Source organism: Paenibacillus sp. FSL R5-0473, from assembly GCF_038004565.1.
Lineage (GTDB): Bacteria > Bacillota > Bacilli > Paenibacillales > Paenibacillaceae > Paenibacillus > Paenibacillus amylolyticus.
Genome location: NZ_JBBORL010000001.1, coordinates 484,356 through 503,250, shown reverse-complemented (window position 1 = coordinate 503,250; position 18,895 = coordinate 484,356). Strand labels below are relative to the sequence as shown.

Here is an 18,895-nt window from a genome sequence, read left to right as displayed (position 1 = left end):
TCCTATGAAGAGGTGGTTGATAATATGAACAAGCCTGCCCGCAGGTAACAAAAAAAGCCGGGCTATAAGCCACGGCTGTCATGTAATCAGATAATGAATAAGTCCATTTAAATGAGTTAACCCATTCCCAAGAACTTTTTGAAACGAGTAAAAGCGCCCTTTTTCTGCTCCAGCTGCATCAATGGGACCGTATCTCCCAGAATGCGTCGTGCAATGTTGCGATACGCAATTGCCGCAAGTGAATCCGGATTCATGACCGTAGGTTCTCCTGAATTGGCCGCTTTGATGACCAGTTCATCATCAGGCACGATGCCAATCAGGTCAATATTAAGTACTTGTAAAATACCATCGATATCTAACATGTCACCCGATTTAACCATATTATTACGAATTCGATTCACCACCAGCTTTGGTGATTGAATGTGCGAACTCTCCAGCAGGCCGATGACACGATCCGCATCACGTACTGCAGCATTTTCCGGTGTAGTGACCACGATGGCCTGATCTGCTCCTGCTACCGCATTTTTGAAACCCTGCTCTATGCCGGCTGGGCAATCAATAATGACGTATTCAAAATCTTTTTTCAATTCAAGGATAATATCCTTGACCTGTTCTGGCGACACTGAGTTTTTGTCTCTCGTCTGCGCCGCAGGCAACATATATAATTCTTCGAAACGCTTGTCTTTGACCAAAGCCTGATTCAGACGGCAGCGGCCGTCCGCAACGTCGCACAGATCGTAAATAATACGGTTTTCGAGTCCCATCACGACATCCAAATTACGAAGGCCGATATCGGTATCTACCAGACAAACCTTTTTGCCGAGCAGCGCCAGCGCTGTCCCGATGTTTGCCGAGGTGGTTGTTTTACCCACGCCGCCTTTACCCGAAGTGATCACGATCGCCTCTCCCATGAGCTACACTCCTTTAAACACATTAAAATCTCGGCGTAACCGAACGATATTGCTCATTTTGTCTATCTGCATCTGATTGTCCTGTAAGTAAGCAAATTCCATTCCGGTCTCTCGGCTCTCCCATTCATCGGGAGGACGACTGATGATATCCGCAATCCGTAGCTGCGTCGGTGCAAATACCGAAGCGGCAATGATCGCTTCCTCGTCCCCGCCAATTCCGGCATGAGCCATACCTCTGAGTGAACCCAACACATATATATCTCCGGTACACGTCACTGTGCCCCCCGGATTGATATCCCCAAGAAACAGGAGATTTCCTTCATGATGAAGCACCTGACCTGAACGCACCATACCACACATGGTTACAATCGGCGGTGGTCCTTTAACCTCCGGTTGGAGTGCAGGTGAGTCGATGGATCGAATAAGCAGATTCCCTTTTTGCTTCAATATATCGAGGATTGCTTCTTTCTGGTCCTCTGTCACTTCGCGGGCACCCAACTTGATATCCACATGAACAATCGGTCCGGTCAAAATATTTTGATGGCTGTGTTCCAGCTTATAGCGGAGCTCATAGAGCAATTCCTCGAATTCACATTGATCGTCCAACAGGAAAACCAGGCCGTCTCGGATGCCTTTAATCGTTACGTGATTCGATTTTACCGTCATAAGCCTGTCCCTCCCATCTCATTACATTTCGTGCCCGGGGCCCCAAGTTCCTGCTTTGCGCTCCATAAATGTATTTAGGAAGCTTCTTCTGTCTTGCTCCGTCTCTTGCCGATCCGCTCCAGTTGTTTCCGAAGGGGGACATAAATGATCAAGGCAAACACAAAATGAATGAACAAATTAGGAATCATGTATTCAATCAACGCCCAGTCAAACGTCACGTGGTTAAGTTGGAAGAGCTTGTACAGGAAAAATAGCATGGTGTCATTAAGCAGACTTCCCAAAATGACAACCGATACCATAACCGGCAAGGGTGCACGAGGTGCTTGAAAAATGAGTCCCATCATATATGCCGATAATCCCATCGAGAATCCATAAGGTCCAATCATCTCGCCGTAGAATACAACGTCATGCAATAGTCCAAAAAATATACCGAGTACTAGTGCCGTGTGTCGATGATGATATACAGCGATAAACAAAATTACGATATAGACCAGATTGGCAGAAATACGCATCTGCCAGCCAGAAGGGATGAGCAGTGGCAAAATTGTGCCTTCCGCAATGAACAAAAGGAATAGTAACAGGAACAAAACTTGCTTACGTGTTACCATTATTCTTTTACCTCAGGCGGGATAATGACAATCAGCTCTTTCCAATCAAGGAAGCTTGCGTATGGTTTGATAATCGCAGTTCGCGTTAAACCGTACTCCCCAACTTCAACCTTTTCCACTTCACCAATCCGCATGTACTTCGGAAAATTGTTAATAATTCCGGAGGAGATAATCTCATCATCCTCTTTGATATTAGAATCCTCCGAGATTTTGGTCATCTTGAGCATGCCCGTCTTCGGATCGTAGCTCTCAATCATACCAAACACTTTCTCTTTACCTACCGCCGTTGCTGCAATGGCATTGGATGTCGGATCATTGGCGTCCATGGACGTTAACAGATTAACCGTTGATGTATATGAGCTGACATGACTGATCACGCCGACCAGCCCTTCCTGGGAGGTAACGGCCATCCCCGGCTTGATTCCCGCATTTTCACCGATATCAATGTTAATGGTTCTGCTATTTGGATCCGAATTGGCACTGATAACCTGAGCAATTCGTGAACCGTAATTATAGCGATTCTTCTGTTCTTCTGTGAAATTGAGCGCTTTCTGAAGCTGCTCATTCACTTGCTCCATATCATTGTACTTCAGCCGATCCCGGGTATAGTGACCCATCGCGATGCGAAGCTCTTCATTCTCTTCATATACCGTACGCATGTTCGCTACATCTTTGAAAAAGCCCGCTACATAGGAAGCGGGCTTGTAAAATACGTATTGTACAAATCCAACTGAATCCTTCAGGAATTTCTCCGGCCAGGATAGAGTGGTTCGCGGACTGAGCGTAAAGCCCATTAACGCGATAAATGTAACAAGGCCCACCAGCAAAACAAAAAGTCTTTTGTTGCCTAGCAGTTTAAACAGTTCGAACACCCTCTAACATCCATATTCTCTTCCGAGCCATGCCCGGCGGGGAGACTGTCAGACCTGTAGTCCCTGCGAGAATATCAGCCGATCCTCCCCTGTTAAGCGGGTAATAGCTCATCCCCGGGGTTAACCGGGTCCTCTATAAAGATATCCTGCCACTTGGTCGCTATGCCAAGTTAGGCAAATACCAATTAACGTTTGGAACGAACTGCTGAACTGCTTCTGCTTTTGAACAAATGAATATTCTCTAGCGCTTTACCTGTTCCGATTGCTACACAATCCAGCGGGTTCTCAGCCACAATGACAGGCATTCCTGTCTCACCAGCGAGAAGCTTGTCCAGGTTGCGAAGCAACGCCCCACCACCTGTAAGAACGATACCCCGATCCATGATATCGGCTGCAAGTTCAGGCGGGCATTTTTCCAGTGTTACTTTTACCGCTTCAACAATTGCATTCACGGTATCAGCCAGCGCTTCACTGATCTCGTCCGAAGTAATCGTAATTGTCTTCGGCAGACCTGTTACAAGGTCGCGTCCACGAATTTCCATCGTTTCTACTTGTTCCAATGGCATAGCTGATCCGATGTCCATCTTCAATTGCTCAGATGTACGCTCACCGATCATCAGATTGTATTGGCGTTTGATGTACTGGATAACGGATTCATCCATCTCGTCACCTGCTACACGAACCGAACGGCTCGTTACAATACCACCAAGAGAGATAACTGCCACTTCTGTTGTACCGCCACCAATATCGACAACCATACTACCCGTTGGTTCCCATACAGGCAGATCTGCACCGATTGCAGCAGCAAAAGGCTCTTCAATCGTATAGGCTTCACGGGCTCCAGCCTGTTTGGTTGCATCTTCAACCGCACGTTGTTCTACTGCCGTGATCCCGGATGGTACACATACCATCACGTTTGGATGACGCTGGAACATGGAGCGTTGTTTTTGCGCCTCACGGATGAAATATTTGATCATCGTTGCTGTTGTATCAAAATCGGCAATAACGCCATCTTTCATTGGACGAATGGCACGAATGTTACCTGGTGTACGTCCAATCATTTTTTTGGCGGCTTCACCTACTGCCTCGATGCTATTTGTATCTGTCCGTATAGCGACAACCGAAGGTTCTCGCACCACAATTCCTTTTCCTCGTACATAAACCAACGTATTTGCTGTCCCCAAGTCAATACCCAAATCTTTCGTAAAACCACCAAACATAACATAATCTCCTTTTCTGCCTCATATAGCCGCTCCATTCTGATCCAGAGCGTAATAATTTTATTCCCACGCAATACGTGGAGCTAATATTCGCATTTGTTTTTTTGCATTTGTAAAGTGAACCTATCTTTTACGGACAACGCCGTTAACATTCATAGGAAAACATCAACGCCAACCATTATATTATACTAAGCCCTTCTCCTTCAAACTTACGTACGTTCCATCTCCGATAATAATATGATCAAGCACGTCAATGCCAACAATAGCGCCTGCTTCAATCAGTCTCTTGGTTATTTGGATATCCTCCGGACTGGGCGTAGGATCACCACTCGGATGGTTGTGTGCGCACACAATCGATGCGCTGCTGCATTTGATGGCAGCCCGGAACACTTCACGCGGATGTACAATCGAAGCGTTAAGGCTGCCCATGGAGAGTGTTTCCTGGGCAATAATATGATTTTTGCTATTCAGAAAGAGACATACAAAATGTTCTTTTTGCAAATAACGCAATTGTTCCATCAGGATATCAGCTGCATCACGCGGTGTACGAATTGAAGTCGACTGTGTGAGTCTGCTTTTGGCAATCCGATGACCCAGCTCAATGCCAGCTTTCAATTGCACAGCCTTGGCATTGCCGATCCCTTTCATCGCGGTCAGTTCTTCCAGACTCAAATCCATCAACGAGCGAATGCCACCCGCTTCGGCCAGAATCCGCTGTGCCATATGCACCGCGGATTCCTGTCTTGTGCCTGTTCGAAGTAAAATTGCCAGCAATTCAGCATGGCTTAAGGCGCCCGCCCCGTATTCCATCATGCGTTCTCTCGGGCGTTCTTCCTGGGGGATGTCGCGCATCATGTATTGAGGCGACTCCATATGTTCCCTCTTTTCATTTCACAACATTTGGCTTCATTCATGTTCGTGGCAACACATGTACGCCGAACCCGTCCAACATATCACTTAACAAAGATAGCGGCAAGCCAACCACATTAAAATAACATCCTTCAATGCGGTCGATCAGTGAAGCACCAATGCCCTGAATGGCATATGATCCTGCCTTATCTGAAGGCTCACCTGTCTGCACATAAGCACGGATGGTCGCATCCGACAGCTCTTTCATCGTTACATCGGTCTGGCGGTAATGAACTAACGACTGTCCATTGCCCGCATCAATACAAGCGACACCCGTGAACACCCGATGTACGCGGCCCTGCAGCCGGGATAACATACGTTCAGCATCCGCTTCGTCTAAGGGTTTGCCTAGAATCTCACCATCCAGAACAACAACGGTGTCACTACCAACAATAATAGCTTCCTGCTCGCGGCCTTCAAGCCCGCGATACACGGCAAGCGCCTTGCGCAAAGCAAGTTCCTGTACCGTCTGTTCAGGTGTCCACTCTGGTGGTGTATCTTCATTGGCATGACTTGGTATTACATCAAACGCTAGGTGGAGTGATGCGATCAGTTCTTTGCGCCGAGGCGATGTGGAGGCCAGAATAATCGGGCGCTGTTGTGTGTTATCCAAAATGAACGGCTCCTTATGCCACGGCAACATCCTGTCCGGATCACGATAATAGATGTCACTGGTTTAATTTTTTTCGTCATAACTCGTCATTCTCCTACAGTCTGCGATACAGCCACACAGCGGCAATCATACCGATCAGACTCAGAAGGCTCATTTGAAATTGAAGTGAAATATCATAACTGATAATATCCAGATCAGCCTGTGGCGACCAACGTATGGTCGTGGCTTTCGTAAGAAAGGCTACTGCCTTTACAGGCTGCAGTGCCTTGGCGATCCACGCTCCGGCCATCCAGCCGAGCAGCAGAAACAGCAATAACATGCCGAAGTTTTTTTTCATCGGTAATCTTCCCTCGCCATTTTTTGACACCCACATTATTATACGGGGTTTTGTACGTCAATACAAACACAAATCCGGCAAGGGGAACTATTTCCAGTTCCTTGCCGGATGGGTATTTCCAAGCGTTGTTATGGGAAAGAGCATGTTACTGCTTTATCGCTTCGAGCCATTTTTTCTGCTGCAGTACATATTCCATCAGATCGGACTGCACGGACCACATGTGTACATCATCCGGGTTTTTGTTGTACTCCGCGATAGCCGTAATTGCACTGTTCATTGATTTCTCCATTCCACCAATAATAGGTTGTACATCTGCGGTCAGGCCAGGTGTAAGACTATTCAATCCCGTCAGCCATGACTCGTGCTTATTTTGAATCGCGGTCATCGTTTCTGTAGAAACTGCTGCCGGAGCAGACTGTCCCAGCTGCTGAATGGACAAAGTAGATAATTGTTCCACCAGTGCAGAACTGTTTGTGAAGAAAAGCTGCACATCCTCTTGTTTGCCACCGAATATAGCCGGATTGATCTCAGGGTTCACAATCTCCTTGACATACAGTTCAACTCCCTGGGCTTTTAGCCTGGAGCTAAGTAGCTTGGCCTCTTCACGATCAGCCGAAATGCCTGCATATACTCGATTGCCATCTTCAGGATCAGAACCTGCGGCTATCCCTGCCTGAGCGAGCTCAAGCTTGGCCTGCTCAGCACGTTCAGGAGAACTGAATACACCGTATTGAAGTGCATAATACGTGCTGCCAGTCGTAGCTGTCTGAAGTTGCTGTTCTGTACCTGCAGCCCCCTCCTGACCTGTCACAGTAGAAACTGCCTGATTGACGGGCAGAAGATCGCCTGGCTTCGCGGCTCCTTCTTTATTAAAAAATGAAAGAATAACCATACCAAAAAGCGCTCCGGTAACAAGTGCCCCAGTGACAGAACCAATCATTTTCCATCCCCTTGGAGGGCGATTGCGTTTATAGGAATAGTTCTCCGAATCTGCAAGCCAGTCGTGGCCTTGATCATCATGGGTATTGGACAGATCACGACGCTCTTCCTCCGGATTATCGGTATGATTAACATAACCGTAACCGGAACGGTTCCCAAAATAACGGGCCTCATCCAAGTTCAAGTTCGAATCATGGCTCACCCGCTCGTCAGGTTCAGGTACAGTAGAGCTTGTCAGCACCGTCTCTCCCCAGTCTCCGGGGATATCCTCAGGCGTCCATGATGGGGTTGTATCCATCTGCTTAGGCGTTAGCGGTTGATTATGCGGTAATTCTTCACTTAACGTCACCAATGGACTGGACGCAGATATCCTCTTGTTTTCAGGCTTGTCCGACTCATGATCCCCGAAGCGAAACGTCATTCTAGCATTGCTCACCCGTACCCTCTCCTTTGTCCCATTTATATAAGCTATATGCAGAGACTGGAGAATAAATTCCATATAACGCAAAAAACGCCTGCTTCGTATCGAAGACAGGCGATTTCTCAATTGATCTATTTCAAACCTTTGGCAAGTGTATCGCCGACTTTCCAAATATCACCTGCGCCCATCGTAATCACAAGATCTCCTGGCTGCAGACGATGTTGCAGATCAGCTACCACTTCTTCTTTTGTAGGAAGGTAACGTGCAGAAGCATTACTGTTTTGAACGATCAGTTCAACCAGTCGGGCTGAGGTTACCCCTTCGATCTGTTTTTCGCCCGCAGGAGAATAGATGTCCGTAATAAGCACCTCATCCGCTTCCGCGAAAGCACGACTGAACGCATCCAGCAGGAAGAACGTCCGCGTATAACGCTGTGGCTGGAATACCGCAATAATGCGTTTGCCCGTTGCTTTGGCGGCACTAATGGTAGCTTCAATCTCAGTCGGGTGATGAGCATAATCATCGATGATCAGCATATCGCGCGCCTCGCCCAATACCTGGAATCTGCGTTTGGCTCCGTGGAATTGGATGATGGCTGCTACAATCTTCTCAAATGGAATGCCCGCTTCCAAACAGGTAATCACAGTAGCCATTGCATTATAAACGTTATGCTTACCCGGCACTGATAATTCCACCGTGCCCATAGCAGCACCCTGATGATTCATCGTAAAGGAGATACGGCGATCGCCCAATACAATATCCGTTGCCGTATAATCTGCAGCACGATCAATACCATAGGTTGTAATCCGTGACTTGAGTTCTGGCAAAATCGCTTGAACATTCTCGTCATCAGAACACACAATCGCTGTTCCTTCCGGACGAATCTGGCTCAGGAACTGCACATAAGCCCTTTTGAGCTCCTCAAAATCACTGTTGTAATTCTCCAGATGATCTGCCTCAATATTGGTTACAATACCGAGCCATGGATGGTACTGCAAAAACGAACCATCGCTCTCGTCCGCTTCAGCGACTACCCAGTCGCCTTGACCGGCCTTCGCGTTGGTACCCACATTCATGATTTCTCCGCCAATAATGTATGTCGGATCTGTATCACATTTATCCATAACAAGTGCAATCATGGATGAAGTGGTTGTTTTACCATGAGCCCCAGCTACAGCCACACCTTTACGTTCGTTCAACAAACGTGCAAGCATCTGGGAACGATGCAGAATCGGAATGTTCAGCTCTGCAGCTGCTACCCGTTCCACATTATCAGCAGGCGCTGCCGTAGAGTAGACAACAAGATCTGCTCCAGTGACGTGCTCTGCCGTATGTCCGATATATATTTTCGCTCCCTTGGCTGCCAACTTCTCGGTCAACTCCTGTGAAGCGACATCCGATCCGGTAACGGTGTATCCCATTTCCAACATAACTCTTGCGATGGCACTCATGCCATATCCGCCAATCCCTATAAAATGAACGTGTTCCGATGTATTTAACAAAACTTTCACCAACCTTTTTCAGAATCGGTTTGATGCAAAAGGGCTGCCCGCACATCCGCAATCAGGTACAGTGTGCCGGAGACCACCCCCAGATCTTCCGCTTCCGTCCGTGACTTCAATAGATCAAGTGCCTTTGCCCATTCGGGCTCGACGATGATTTCCAGTTCCTGCTTCGCAATGGCGGGACGTACCCGTTCGACAATCTGCAGCAATTCGGCTGCATCCATTTTGCGTCGGAAATCTGGCTCGGTCAGGATCAGCGTATCCACTAGTGGCAGTATATGCTGCAAATACGCTTCGTGATGCTTATTTGCCAACATACCCATCATCAAAATTAACTTGTTGTGCGGATAGACATCCATAATGCTCTTGGCCAGTGACTCTGCCCCTTCCGGATTATGTGCTCCATCTAGCACAATTCGGGGTTCATCGACGACTTTTTCGAATCTTCCTGCCCAGAAAGCATTCTCCAGTCCAAGTACAATATCGTTGTCATCCAGCATAAATGCCATGTATTGTCTAAGCAATTCAAGCACCATAAGTGCGGCCGCTGCATTGTCACATTGATGTGAGCCCTGCATGCGTATGCGAACGTCCAGATCACGGAACGGGCCTGTAAAATGAAAAGATTGTCCGTTCTCATTGCTGTCCAGTCTATGATAAGAGAATTGATCTCCAGCCAAATACACGCTTGATTGAAGCTGCTGTGCTTTCTCCTGAATCACCTTCACAGCTTCGGGTTGAGTCGCGCAAGTCACAACGGGTACTCCCGGCTTGATAATACCTGCCTTTTCTCCAGCAATCTGCTCAATCGTATCTCCAAGCACATCCGTATGATCCATACCAATGTTCGTGATGACGGACACAACAGGTGCGACAATATTCGTTACGTCCATCCTTCCCCCTAGCCCCGTCTCCCATACCACAACGTCAGGGTAACACTCCTCTGCATAGTACAGAAGCGCCAGAGCCGTGGACACCTCAAACATCGTGGGTGATCCAAGCGGAGTGGAGGCCATTTCCATGACCAGTGGATGTAATCGGTTCGAGAGCTTAAGCAGGATTTCTTCAGGAATATCCTCACCGTTGTATTGAAAACGGTTTGTAAACTTGGTGATATAAGGCGACGTAAAGGTACCCACATCATATCCAGCCTGAAGAAGCACTGACGTCAAAAAAGCGCAAGTCGAACCTTTGCCGTTCGTTCCCGCGACATGAATAAATTTGAGACGTTGGTGTGGATTGCCTAACATGGACATCAGACTCTCGATTCGTTCCAATCCAGGTCGGATGCCAAAAGGAATAAGGCCATTGATCCAGTCCACGGCCTCGTTGTACGTAAGTAAAGGAGCTGCTGCATCTGTCCCGTCTAATTCCGTCATCTGATTCACCTTCGGTCCCGAGTTTGAGTGAAAAAAGCGGCCGGATGGCATAATGGCTCTCCATCCGACCCACATATATTAACCTTTAAGTTCCTTGATTCGTGCAATCACTTTATCCCGTTTATCGGAATAATCTGCTTGTTTGGCGCGCTCTTCCTCAATAACTTTGGCAGGAGCTTTGGCTACAAAGCCTTCGTTCGCCAGCTTTTTCTCTACACGGAGAACTTCGCCCTCAAGGTTCTCCAACTCTTTCTCCAAACGAGCCACTTCCTGCTCGATATCAATAAGACCTGCGAGCGGCAAGTATAGTTCTGCCCCCGTAATGATCGCAGTCATTGCCTTATCCGGTGAGTTTAAATCCAGCCCACTATCGAACTCGGACGTATTACAGAAACGTTTGATGTAGTGACTGTTACGCGCAATGATGCTGGACGTCTCCGCACTATTTGCTTTGACCATCAACTCGATCTTTTTGCTCATCGGCACATTCACTTCTGCACGAATGTTTCGCACTGCACGAATGGTATCCATAAGCAGGTTCATCTCGGCAACAGCCTCTGGGTTCTCAAGAGCAGGATCATATACCGGCCATGATGCCAGCGTAATGGTCTCACCTTCATGCGGCAGATGCTGCCAGATCTCTTCGGAGATGTATGGCATAAACGGATGAATCAGGCGCATGGTCTGATCCAGCACATAAGCAAGCACGGATTGTGTTTTCTTCTTGGCAACCGGATCTTCCCCATAGAAGGACAGCTTAGCAAACTCAATGTACCAGTCACACAGGTCATCCCAGATAAAGTTATACAACACACGACCCGTTTCCCCAAATTCATACGCTTCGATTAGACGCGTAATATCGCGGGAAGTTTCGTTCAGACGGTGCAAAATCCAATAATCGGCTGTACCAAGCTCTCCGCTAATGTCACGTTCCTCATAGGTGAATCCTTCCAGATTCATCAATGCAAAGCGCGAAGCATTCCAGATCTTGTTGGCAAAGTTACGAGCCTGCTCCACTCGTTCCCAACGGAAACGCAGATCCTGACCTGGGGTGCTGCTGGTTGAGATCATGTAACGCATTGCATCTGCGCCGTATTTCTCAATCACATCCAGCGGATCTACACCGTTGCCCAGTGATTTGGACATTTTGCGTCCATCTGCATCACGAACAAGACCATGCATCAGCACATCCTTGAACGGAATCTCATCGGTGAATTCCAATGCAGTGAAAATCATACGTGCAACCCAGAAATATATGATGTCATACCCTGTCACAAGTACACTTGTCGGATAATAACGTTTCAGGTCTTCCGTATCTTCCGGCCAACCTAGTGTGGAGAATGGCCATAAGCCGGAGCTAAACCAAGTATCGAGTACGTCTTCGTCCTGTCTGAGCTTGCGTCCAGCATACTCTGGCAGCGTTGTTGGATCTTCAGCAGATACGATGATTTCACCTGTTTCTTCATCATACCAGGCAGGTATACGATGTCCCCACCACAGTTGACGGGAAATACACCAGTCACGAACGTTTTCGATCCAGTTCAGATAGGTTTTCTCAAAACGATCTGGAACAAAATTAACCCCTTCGCCGCTCTGTTGTTTCTTAATCGCTCTCTCTGCAAGTGGCTTCATCTCAACGAACCACTGTGTAGACAGATATGGCTCAACAACAGCTCCGGTACGTTCACTGTGTCCAACCTGATGCGTGTGATCCTCGATATTGATCAATACGCCCTGCTCTTTCAAGTCAGCAACAATCTGCTTGCGGCAGTCACTGCGATCCAGTCCTTGATACTTTCCTGCCTCAGCATTCATTGTACCGCTCTCATCCATTACCGTAATCTGAGGAAGATCATGACGAAGACCTACTTCAAAGTCATTTGGATCATGCGCAGGTGTGATTTTAACTGCACCACTTCCAAACTCTTTATCCACATAATCATCAGCGATAATTGGAATTTCGCGTCCAATGATAGGCAGTACAAGTACTTTACCAATCATATCTGCATAACGCTCATCTTTCGGATGAACAGCAACCGCTGTATCACCCAGCATCGTTTCAGGACGCGTTGTTGCCACTGTAACGTAGCCACTTCCGTCTTTGAGCGGGTACCGCAGATGGTACAGGTGACCCTGAACCTCTTTATATTCAACCTCAATGTCGGACAGAGCTGTCCGGTTCACCGGGTCCCAGTTAATGATGCGTTTGCCTCGGTAAATAAGGCCTTTTTCATACAGTTGAACAAATACTTTGCGAACCGCTTGGGACAGACCTTCATCCAGCGTAAAACGTTCACGTGAGTAATCAAGCGACAATCCCATTTTGCCCCATTGCTGACGAATGGTAGTGGCATATTGATCTTTCCAGTCCCATACTTTCTCCAGAAACTTGTCACGTCCCAGATCATAACGAGTCAGACCTTCTTCACGCAGCTTCTGCTCCACTTTGGTTTGAGTAGCAATACCTGCATGGTCGGAACCCGGAAGCCACAGTGCGTCATAACCTTGCATCCGTTTGGTGCGGATCAGAATATCCTGCAGTGTAAAATCGAGCGCATGCCCAATGTGCAGCATCCCTGTCACATTTGGGGGTGGAATTACAATCGTATACGGCTCGGCATCTTTACGTTGACCGGCTTTGAAATATCCACGTTCCATCCAGGTGGAGTACCATTTATCCTCTGCCGCCTTAGGATCGTAAGTGGTCGGCATTTCTGTTGTAGCTGATTTTTTTTCCTCAGACATGTGTCATTCCTCCGTTACTTCATCATCTTCGCCAAAAAAAAACAAAAAAACCTTTCATCCATCAAAGGACGAAAGGTTAGCTTTCGCGGTACCACCTTTGTTTCACGCCTACAGCAAGATAGACTTCACCCTCTGTACATGACGTGACACTTCAAGCAGATAACGGCTGCTACCGGCCCATCCTACCTCAGTAATAAATGACGATAGATCTCATTCATCCCTTGTATTCAAACAGGCAACTCCCGGGCGACTTCGATCAGTTGGTTCCTGCGGAATCTCACAGCGTTGCAATTCCACTCTCTGAAAGGTCATACTGTCTACTACTCCCGTTCCACGTTGTTCTTCAAAAAACCTACACACATCATACCTTGCTCGTGCGCGATAGTCAACCTGACAACAGCGGATAAAGAGCGCTGGAATGCAGGTTTAGGACGAATCATGCAAAAACCCGCAATCCTCAAGGGGATCACGGGTCGTAACGAAGGCTTTAACTACGGATTAAGGGATGTACAATATCTGACCTTCTTCCACAACCTGCTCAGATAATCGGTTATACAACTGAAGTTCCCTCGTGCTCAATTGATATCGATCTGCAATGGCATCCAGTGTATCTTCTCGCTGAACGATGCAAAGTTTCACCTTGCGGAACGGGGTCTGGTCCACGATCGTTCCCAGGAACAGGTTCTTCCATTCCACATCATCAGCTGGATAAGTTTCTTCCTGTACCACACCCGCAGGAACCTCATCGCCTCGCTCCACTTCAGCATCGCGTGCCGCTCTGCCCGAGGATAACAAGGAAGAGATACCTACGCCCTCTTCTTGCCGTGGTGCGGATTCTTTTTTGCTGCCAAAAGCAACCTTCAGCTCCGGCTTGTCTTCCGTCTCAGCCACAGGTTCAGGAACAAATGCTTCGTTCTGTACAAACTCGTCTACCCCAGTCGCTTCAAAAGACGGTCGGTCTTCCTCAGCGTTGCCTGGTTCGGACGAAGCAAATACACCTTGCCAGTTCTCCGCCTGTGATTCAACCGGAACATCGGCAACTGCCTGATTCTCCTGCTGAGGTACAGATCTCGCTGATTCGAAGTGCCATACCTCTGGTGCGTCCGGTACATCCGGTGCTGCCAACTCATTAGATGATTGAGCTGCAGGCTCTGAGACTGCTTGATCTCCACCTCTCGAGTTCGCAGGTAATACATCCACGGAAGGCTCGGACCAACCCGAAGACTCATCTTCCAGAGGCAGCAATGGTTCCGACTCAGGGTAAGAAGCTAATCGATCTGCAGTCTCTGCCATAAATGACGAGATCGGAGAAGGTTCGCTGTATTGCTCATGAGATGCCAATTCATCTCCATTCGCTGTCAGAGATGCAGGATCTTCGTTTGCATCAGGTTGTCTGTTTTCGTTAGCGTACTCCGCACTTTGCTCCTCGGACTGAAGTGGCTCGACCGAAGACGAATCCGCATATTCTTGCTGCCATTCTTCGCTATTCCTTAATGTCTCTTCCCTTGTGGACAGGTCAGCGAATTCCGGAGCACCATAGGCAAGTTCTGCTGCATTCGCAAGTCTCTCTTCCTCACTCCGCTGGAGCAGGTACTCTTGTGCAAATGTGTTGGGATCGCTACCTGCCTGTGCTGCTTCATCGGAACGGTTGGATTGCTGAGCATCAGGTGAATGAACAACTGTAAACTCATCTGCTGACCACACTTGTGGCTCTTCAACAGGAAAACCTTCGATACCTCGTAGCGACAACACGCCTGTAATGTTCAGACTGCGATTGGATAACAGATCCACGTCAAAATTTTCGATCTCGATGGAAATATCCTCAATCGATCTGACCCGGTTCAGCGGCACTGTGATCTCCACGGGAATGAAATGTTTGAGCTCCTCTGAAGCCTCATTTTCTCCTCTGTACGCACCTGTAAGTAAAAGATGCCCTCTTAATGTGGCATGATCATCCTGCCCTATGACTTGAATGCGTGGGTATAGTTCAATCTCCTCCAATTCCTCAATCGCAGGAACTCCCTCAGACAAATGAACGCGCTCATAAATATCGAACCGCAAACCATAAGGTTGATTCAACAAAGGTGGCGTCCTCCTTTCGGCATATGTTCACCATGATCCTTCTCATGGGACTGATCCATGGTCCAAATCCTTCGTTACCCCATCTATATGCCTTGAATGAGAGGAGCATGCCACCTTTTGAAAAACCTTGCTATATATGTTCACCTCATGATTATTTACACTGTCACTCCAATGACAGAACAACCTTCTGATCGCTGTTATCCCCAGATTTTTTTCATTCCTTTTTATAAAGGGAAAATCCGGGGATAGCTTATGCTTCCGAAGCAGCTTTCTTTCAGAAAGCTTTTAGGCGAACGCTTTGCTTCTTCTGGTTGTTTCTGTCCTCTCTGTTTTCGTGTAAATAGTTAGTCGAACTTATATAGTGTATTAATAATTTTGACGCTCTCGCTCTGCCAATTGTGTGAAGTCGGATGGCCAAGGGTCGTTCACTTCAATCATCGCTCCGGTTAACGGATGACTAAACTTAAGCATCTCTCCGTGAAGTGCTTGTCGTCCAATGGCATCCGCTCTACCTCCATACAACGCATCACCAATAAGCGGATGTCCCGCGTAACTCAGGTGTACACGAATTTGGTGTGTGCGTCCTGTATCCAGCTTTAATCGTACAAGGGTTGCTTGTTCCCACACTTCGACGATCTCCACATGAGTAACAGCTTCCTGTCCACCTTCCGAGACACGCCTGCGCTGTTTGTGATGTCTATCCTTGCCAATCGGAGCATCAATTTTGTGGAGTTCAGGGGGGATTTGTCCACCTGCAATGGCTACATAATGGCGGCCAATCTCTTTGCGACGCATCGCTTCATCCAGTTTGGCGAGGGCAAAAGCATTTTTGGCATACAGGACAGGTCCGGTTGTATCCTCGTCCAGTCGATGAACATGGCGTACGCTCGCCTGGATTCCGTTCATTTCATAATAAGAGGCAACCACATGATCCAGCGTGATGGCCTGATCGGCACGGCTTCCATCTGGATGCAGTTTCATGCCTGCCGGTTTGTGCATAACCAGACAGAAATCGTCCTCATACAATACATCCACATCAGCCCAGCGTGGCTCGACATCGATTGGCTGGGACGCAAAAAGGGCCAGCCGAAGCCGGTCCCCTGCAAGTTGTATTCCTCGGTTTGCTTTCAGCTGACGGAGCAGTTTCTCCGGAAACTGAAGTTCAGACAATAGCCATTGCTCTGCAGCCATCGATTTGTCCGAACTGCCTGTTACGGCTTTCCCTGGCATCAGCTCAAGCCATTCCCCGCGGCGTTTCCAACTTTTGATGGTCATAGCGATTGAAGAGCTTTACGATTCGCCTCAATCGTATCGTCAATATCCTGCTCCGTGTGCACACCAGAGACAAACATACCTTCGTATTGCGAAGGCGCAACACTCACACCTTGATCAATCATGGCCGCAAAATAACGACGGAATTGATCCAGATTGCTTTCTTTGGCAATATCATAATTGGTTACTGGAACGGCACTGAAGAATGGACAAACCATGGAACCCACACGGTTAATGGTTATCGCAATACCCGTCTCAGCTGCATTTTTCTCGAATCCGGCTTGCAGACGTGCAGACAATGTCTCCAGACGGTCATAGACCTCTGGTGTTAACAATTTGAGCGTGGTATACCCTGCTGCCATAGCCAGCGGATTCCCGCTCAATGTACCTGCCTGATAGATCGGTCCTGTTGGAGCAATCTGTTCCATCAGATCCCGACGGCCACCATAAGCACCAACCGGGAGTCCGCCACCGATAACTTTACCCAGACAAGTCAGGTCAGGTGTAACCCCATATCGTCCCTGAGCACAGTTCAACCCTACGCGGAAACCGGTCATGACTTCGTCAAAAATAAGCAGGCTGCCATATTGGGTCGTCAAACTCCGCAGGCCTTCAAGGAAACCGGAAGCCGGAGGAACAACCCCCATGTTACCTGCCACAGGCTCCACAATAACAGCGGCCAGTTCTCCACCATAACGTTCAAAAGCAAGTCTCACGGACTCCAGATCGTTATAAGGCACCGTAATGGTATTCACAGCTACGCCTTCAGGCACGCCTGGACTATCTGGAAGACCCAGCGTTGCAACACCTGAGCCAGCCTTGATCAGCAAGCTGTCTGCATGTCCATGATATGATCCTTCAAACTTCAGAATTTTACTGCGTCCGGTTACCCCGCGTGCCAGTCGAATGGCACTCATCGTTGCTTCAGTTCCAGAATTAACCATCCGCACGATATCGATAGAAGGTACACGCTCACAGACCAGTTTTGCCATCTCGGTCTCCAGCAAGGTAGGCGCACCAAAGCTTGTTCCTTTGAGGGCTGTCTCACGCAAAGCTTCTACAACGTCAGGGTGTGCATGTCCCATAATGAGTGGGCCCCACGATCCCACATAGTCAATAAAAACATTGCCATCAATATCGTAGATTTTGGACCCTTCACCACGTTCTGCATAGATCGGAGTAAGTCCCACCGATTTGAATGCGCGTACAGGGCTGTTCACACCCCCGGGTATGTACTGCTTCGCTTCCTCAAACGCGCTGCGTGAGCGCTCATCATTGCGACGATTACCTTGTTGTGCAGTCATGAATATCCTCCTCAATGTATTTATTTTATTTCTCAGCCAACCAGCGTGAAGCGTCTTTTCCGTAGTAGGTAATGATCATATCTGCACCTGCGCGTTTCATGCTGAGCAGGATTTCCATGGCAACTTTTTTCTCATCGATCCAGCCTTGAATCGCCGCCGCCTTCACCATGGCATACTCGCCACTTACATTATAGGCAACAAGCGGAAGATCAAATTGATCCTTAATCGTACGCATGACATCAAGATAGGACAGCGAAGGTTTAACCATTAGCATATCCGCTCCTTCGAGCACATCCGTCTCTGCTTCACGCAAGGCTTCACGCGCGTTCGCCGGGTCCATCTGATATGACTTGCGGTCTCCGAATTGTGGTGTGGAATCCGCAGCTTCACGGAATGGACCATAGAACGCGGATGCATATTTAACAGAGTAAGACATAATCGGAATGTGACTGAATCCATTCTCATCCAGCCCCGCGCGGATCGCTTGTACAAATCCATCCATCATGTTGGATGGTGCAATAATGTCCGCTCCTGCTTTGGCTTGAGACACTGCCGTTTTCACGAGCAGATCAAGTGATTCGTCATTTAACACATCTCCGCAGATGTGACCGTCAATCTCCACGGTGTGTACCATACCGCAGTGACCGTGATCCGTGAATTCACACAGACAAGTATCCGCAACAACCAGCAGTTCTGGATACCAGGATTTGATCAATCTCGTCGCTTCCTGCACAATGCCATCTTCAGCGAAGCCAGATGAACCCACACTGTCCTTCGTCTCGGGAATACCAAACAATAACACGGCTGGAATTCCCAGCTCGGCAATTTCCGTTACTTCCTCCTGAAGACGATCCAGCGAGAAGCGGAATACGCCAGGCATGGATTTAATTTCAGATTTCACATTTTCTCCATACGTCACATAGATCGGTTGAATAAAGTCGTCCACAGTTAGATGGGTCTCTCTGACCATATTGCGAATACCTGTGGATTGACGTAAACGGCGATGCCGTACAATTGGAAAACTCATACGAGTAAAACCTCCCTGAAAGTTAAATAGAGCAAAAAGGGAAGCGCGCTGGTATCCTATCGAATTCAGCACGCTTCATATGTTG

General features: G+C 48.0%; 16 protein-coding genes and 1 other annotated feature. All 16 genes read right to left on the bottom strand.

Features of this window, described 5'->3' with window-relative positions; genetic code table 11:
- Positions 1 to 116 precede the first annotated feature (116 nt).
- The 16 genes from minD to hemB all read right to left on the bottom strand — a co-directional run bounded on the left by minD (position 117) and on the right by hemB (position 18,810).
- Positions 117 to 911, bottom strand: a complete 795-nt coding sequence (gene minD / locus MKY28_RS02315) for a septum site-determining protein MinD (protein ID WP_017692616.1) — start codon at positions 909 to 911, stop codon at positions 117 to 119.
- A 3-nt stretch (positions 912 to 914) separates the two neighbouring features.
- Entirely contained in the window at positions 915 to 1,577 is a 663-nt protein-coding gene (gene minC, locus MKY28_RS02310) for a septum site-determining protein MinC (RefSeq protein ID WP_017692615.1), read from the bottom strand.
- A 74-nt stretch (positions 1,578 to 1,651) separates the two neighbouring features.
- A complete protein-coding gene (mreD, locus tag MKY28_RS02305) occupies positions 1,652 to 2,185 on the bottom strand; it encodes a rod shape-determining protein MreD (protein WP_036673543.1) in 534 nt (177 codons plus the stop codon).
- The gene (mreC, locus tag MKY28_RS02300; protein WP_076253325.1) at positions 2,185 to 3,057 is read right to left on the bottom strand and encodes a rod shape-determining protein MreC; all 873 of its coding nucleotides are present in this window, start codon (positions 3,055 to 3,057) and stop codon (positions 2,185 to 2,187) included. The genes mreD and mreC overlap by 1 nt, the downstream gene beginning before the upstream one ends.
- Positions 3,058 to 3,242: 185 nt before the next feature.
- Positions 3,243 to 4,277, bottom strand: coding sequence for a rod shape-determining protein (locus MKY28_RS02295; RefSeq protein WP_017692612.1), 1,035 nt, complete (start codon positions 4,275 to 4,277; stop codon positions 3,243 to 3,245).
- A 183-nt stretch (positions 4,278 to 4,460) separates the two neighbouring features.
- A complete protein-coding gene (radC, locus tag MKY28_RS02290) occupies positions 4,461 to 5,150 on the bottom strand; it encodes a RadC family protein (protein WP_036673540.1) in 690 nt (229 codons plus the stop codon).
- A 37-nt stretch (positions 5,151 to 5,187) separates the two neighbouring features.
- A complete protein-coding gene (locus MKY28_RS02285; protein ID WP_036673538.1) occupies positions 5,188 to 5,799 on the bottom strand; it encodes a Maf family protein in 612 nt (203 codons plus the stop codon).
- Positions 5,800 to 5,893: 94 nt separating this feature from the next.
- Complete coding sequence (locus tag MKY28_RS02280; RefSeq protein WP_047841183.1) at positions 5,894 to 6,136, bottom strand: DUF4321 domain-containing protein; 243 nt, start codon at positions 6,134 to 6,136, stop codon at positions 5,894 to 5,896.
- A gap of 145 nt (positions 6,137 to 6,281) precedes the next feature.
- Positions 6,282 to 7,511 carry an SPOR domain-containing protein gene (locus MKY28_RS02275; protein ID WP_340934674.1) on the bottom strand — a complete coding sequence of 410 codons (1,230 nt, stop codon included), beginning with the start codon at positions 7,509 to 7,511 and terminating at the stop codon, positions 6,282 to 6,284.
- A gap of 116 nt (positions 7,512 to 7,627) precedes the next feature.
- The gene (murC, locus tag MKY28_RS02270) at positions 7,628 to 8,947 is read right to left on the bottom strand and encodes a UDP-N-acetylmuramate--L-alanine ligase (protein ID WP_047841184.1); all 1,320 of its coding nucleotides are present in this window, start codon (positions 8,945 to 8,947) and stop codon (positions 7,628 to 7,630) included.
- Between the two features lie 56 nt (positions 8,948 to 9,003).
- Positions 9,004 to 10,380 carry a bifunctional folylpolyglutamate synthase/dihydrofolate synthase gene (locus MKY28_RS02265; RefSeq protein WP_076253344.1) on the bottom strand — a complete coding sequence of 459 codons (1,377 nt, stop codon included), beginning with the start codon at positions 10,378 to 10,380 and terminating at the stop codon, positions 9,004 to 9,006.
- A 78-nt stretch (positions 10,381 to 10,458) separates the two neighbouring features.
- On the bottom strand, positions 10,459 to 13,125 hold the full coding sequence (locus MKY28_RS02260; RefSeq protein WP_340028527.1) for a valine--tRNA ligase: 2,667 nt from the start codon (positions 13,123 to 13,125) through the stop codon (positions 10,459 to 10,461).
- 61 nt (positions 13,126 to 13,186) lie between these two features.
- Positions 13,187 to 13,468, bottom strand: a binding site (T-box leader).
- Positions 13,469 to 13,623: 155 nt separating this feature from the next.
- Positions 13,624 to 15,207, bottom strand: coding sequence for a LysM peptidoglycan-binding domain-containing protein (locus tag MKY28_RS02255; protein ID WP_340934672.1), 1,584 nt, complete (start codon positions 15,205 to 15,207; stop codon positions 13,624 to 13,626).
- Between the two features lie 366 nt (positions 15,208 to 15,573).
- Positions 15,574 to 16,482: an RluA family pseudouridine synthase gene (locus tag MKY28_RS02250; RefSeq protein ID WP_340028525.1), complete on the bottom strand. Its 909-nt coding sequence runs from the start codon at positions 16,480 to 16,482 to the stop codon at positions 15,574 to 15,576.
- Positions 16,479 to 17,783 (bottom strand): glutamate-1-semialdehyde 2,1-aminomutase, encoded by a 1,305-nt coding sequence (hemL, locus tag MKY28_RS02245; protein ID WP_338706907.1) that lies wholly within the window; start codon positions 17,781 to 17,783, stop codon positions 16,479 to 16,481. Before hemL ends, MKY28_RS02250 begins: the two co-directional genes overlap by 4 nt.
- Positions 17,784 to 17,808: 25 nt before the next feature.
- Positions 17,809 to 18,810, bottom strand: coding sequence for a porphobilinogen synthase (hemB, locus tag MKY28_RS02240; RefSeq protein ID WP_076216943.1), 1,002 nt, complete (start codon positions 18,808 to 18,810; stop codon positions 17,809 to 17,811).
- Positions 18,811 to 18,895: the final 85 nt, after the last annotated feature.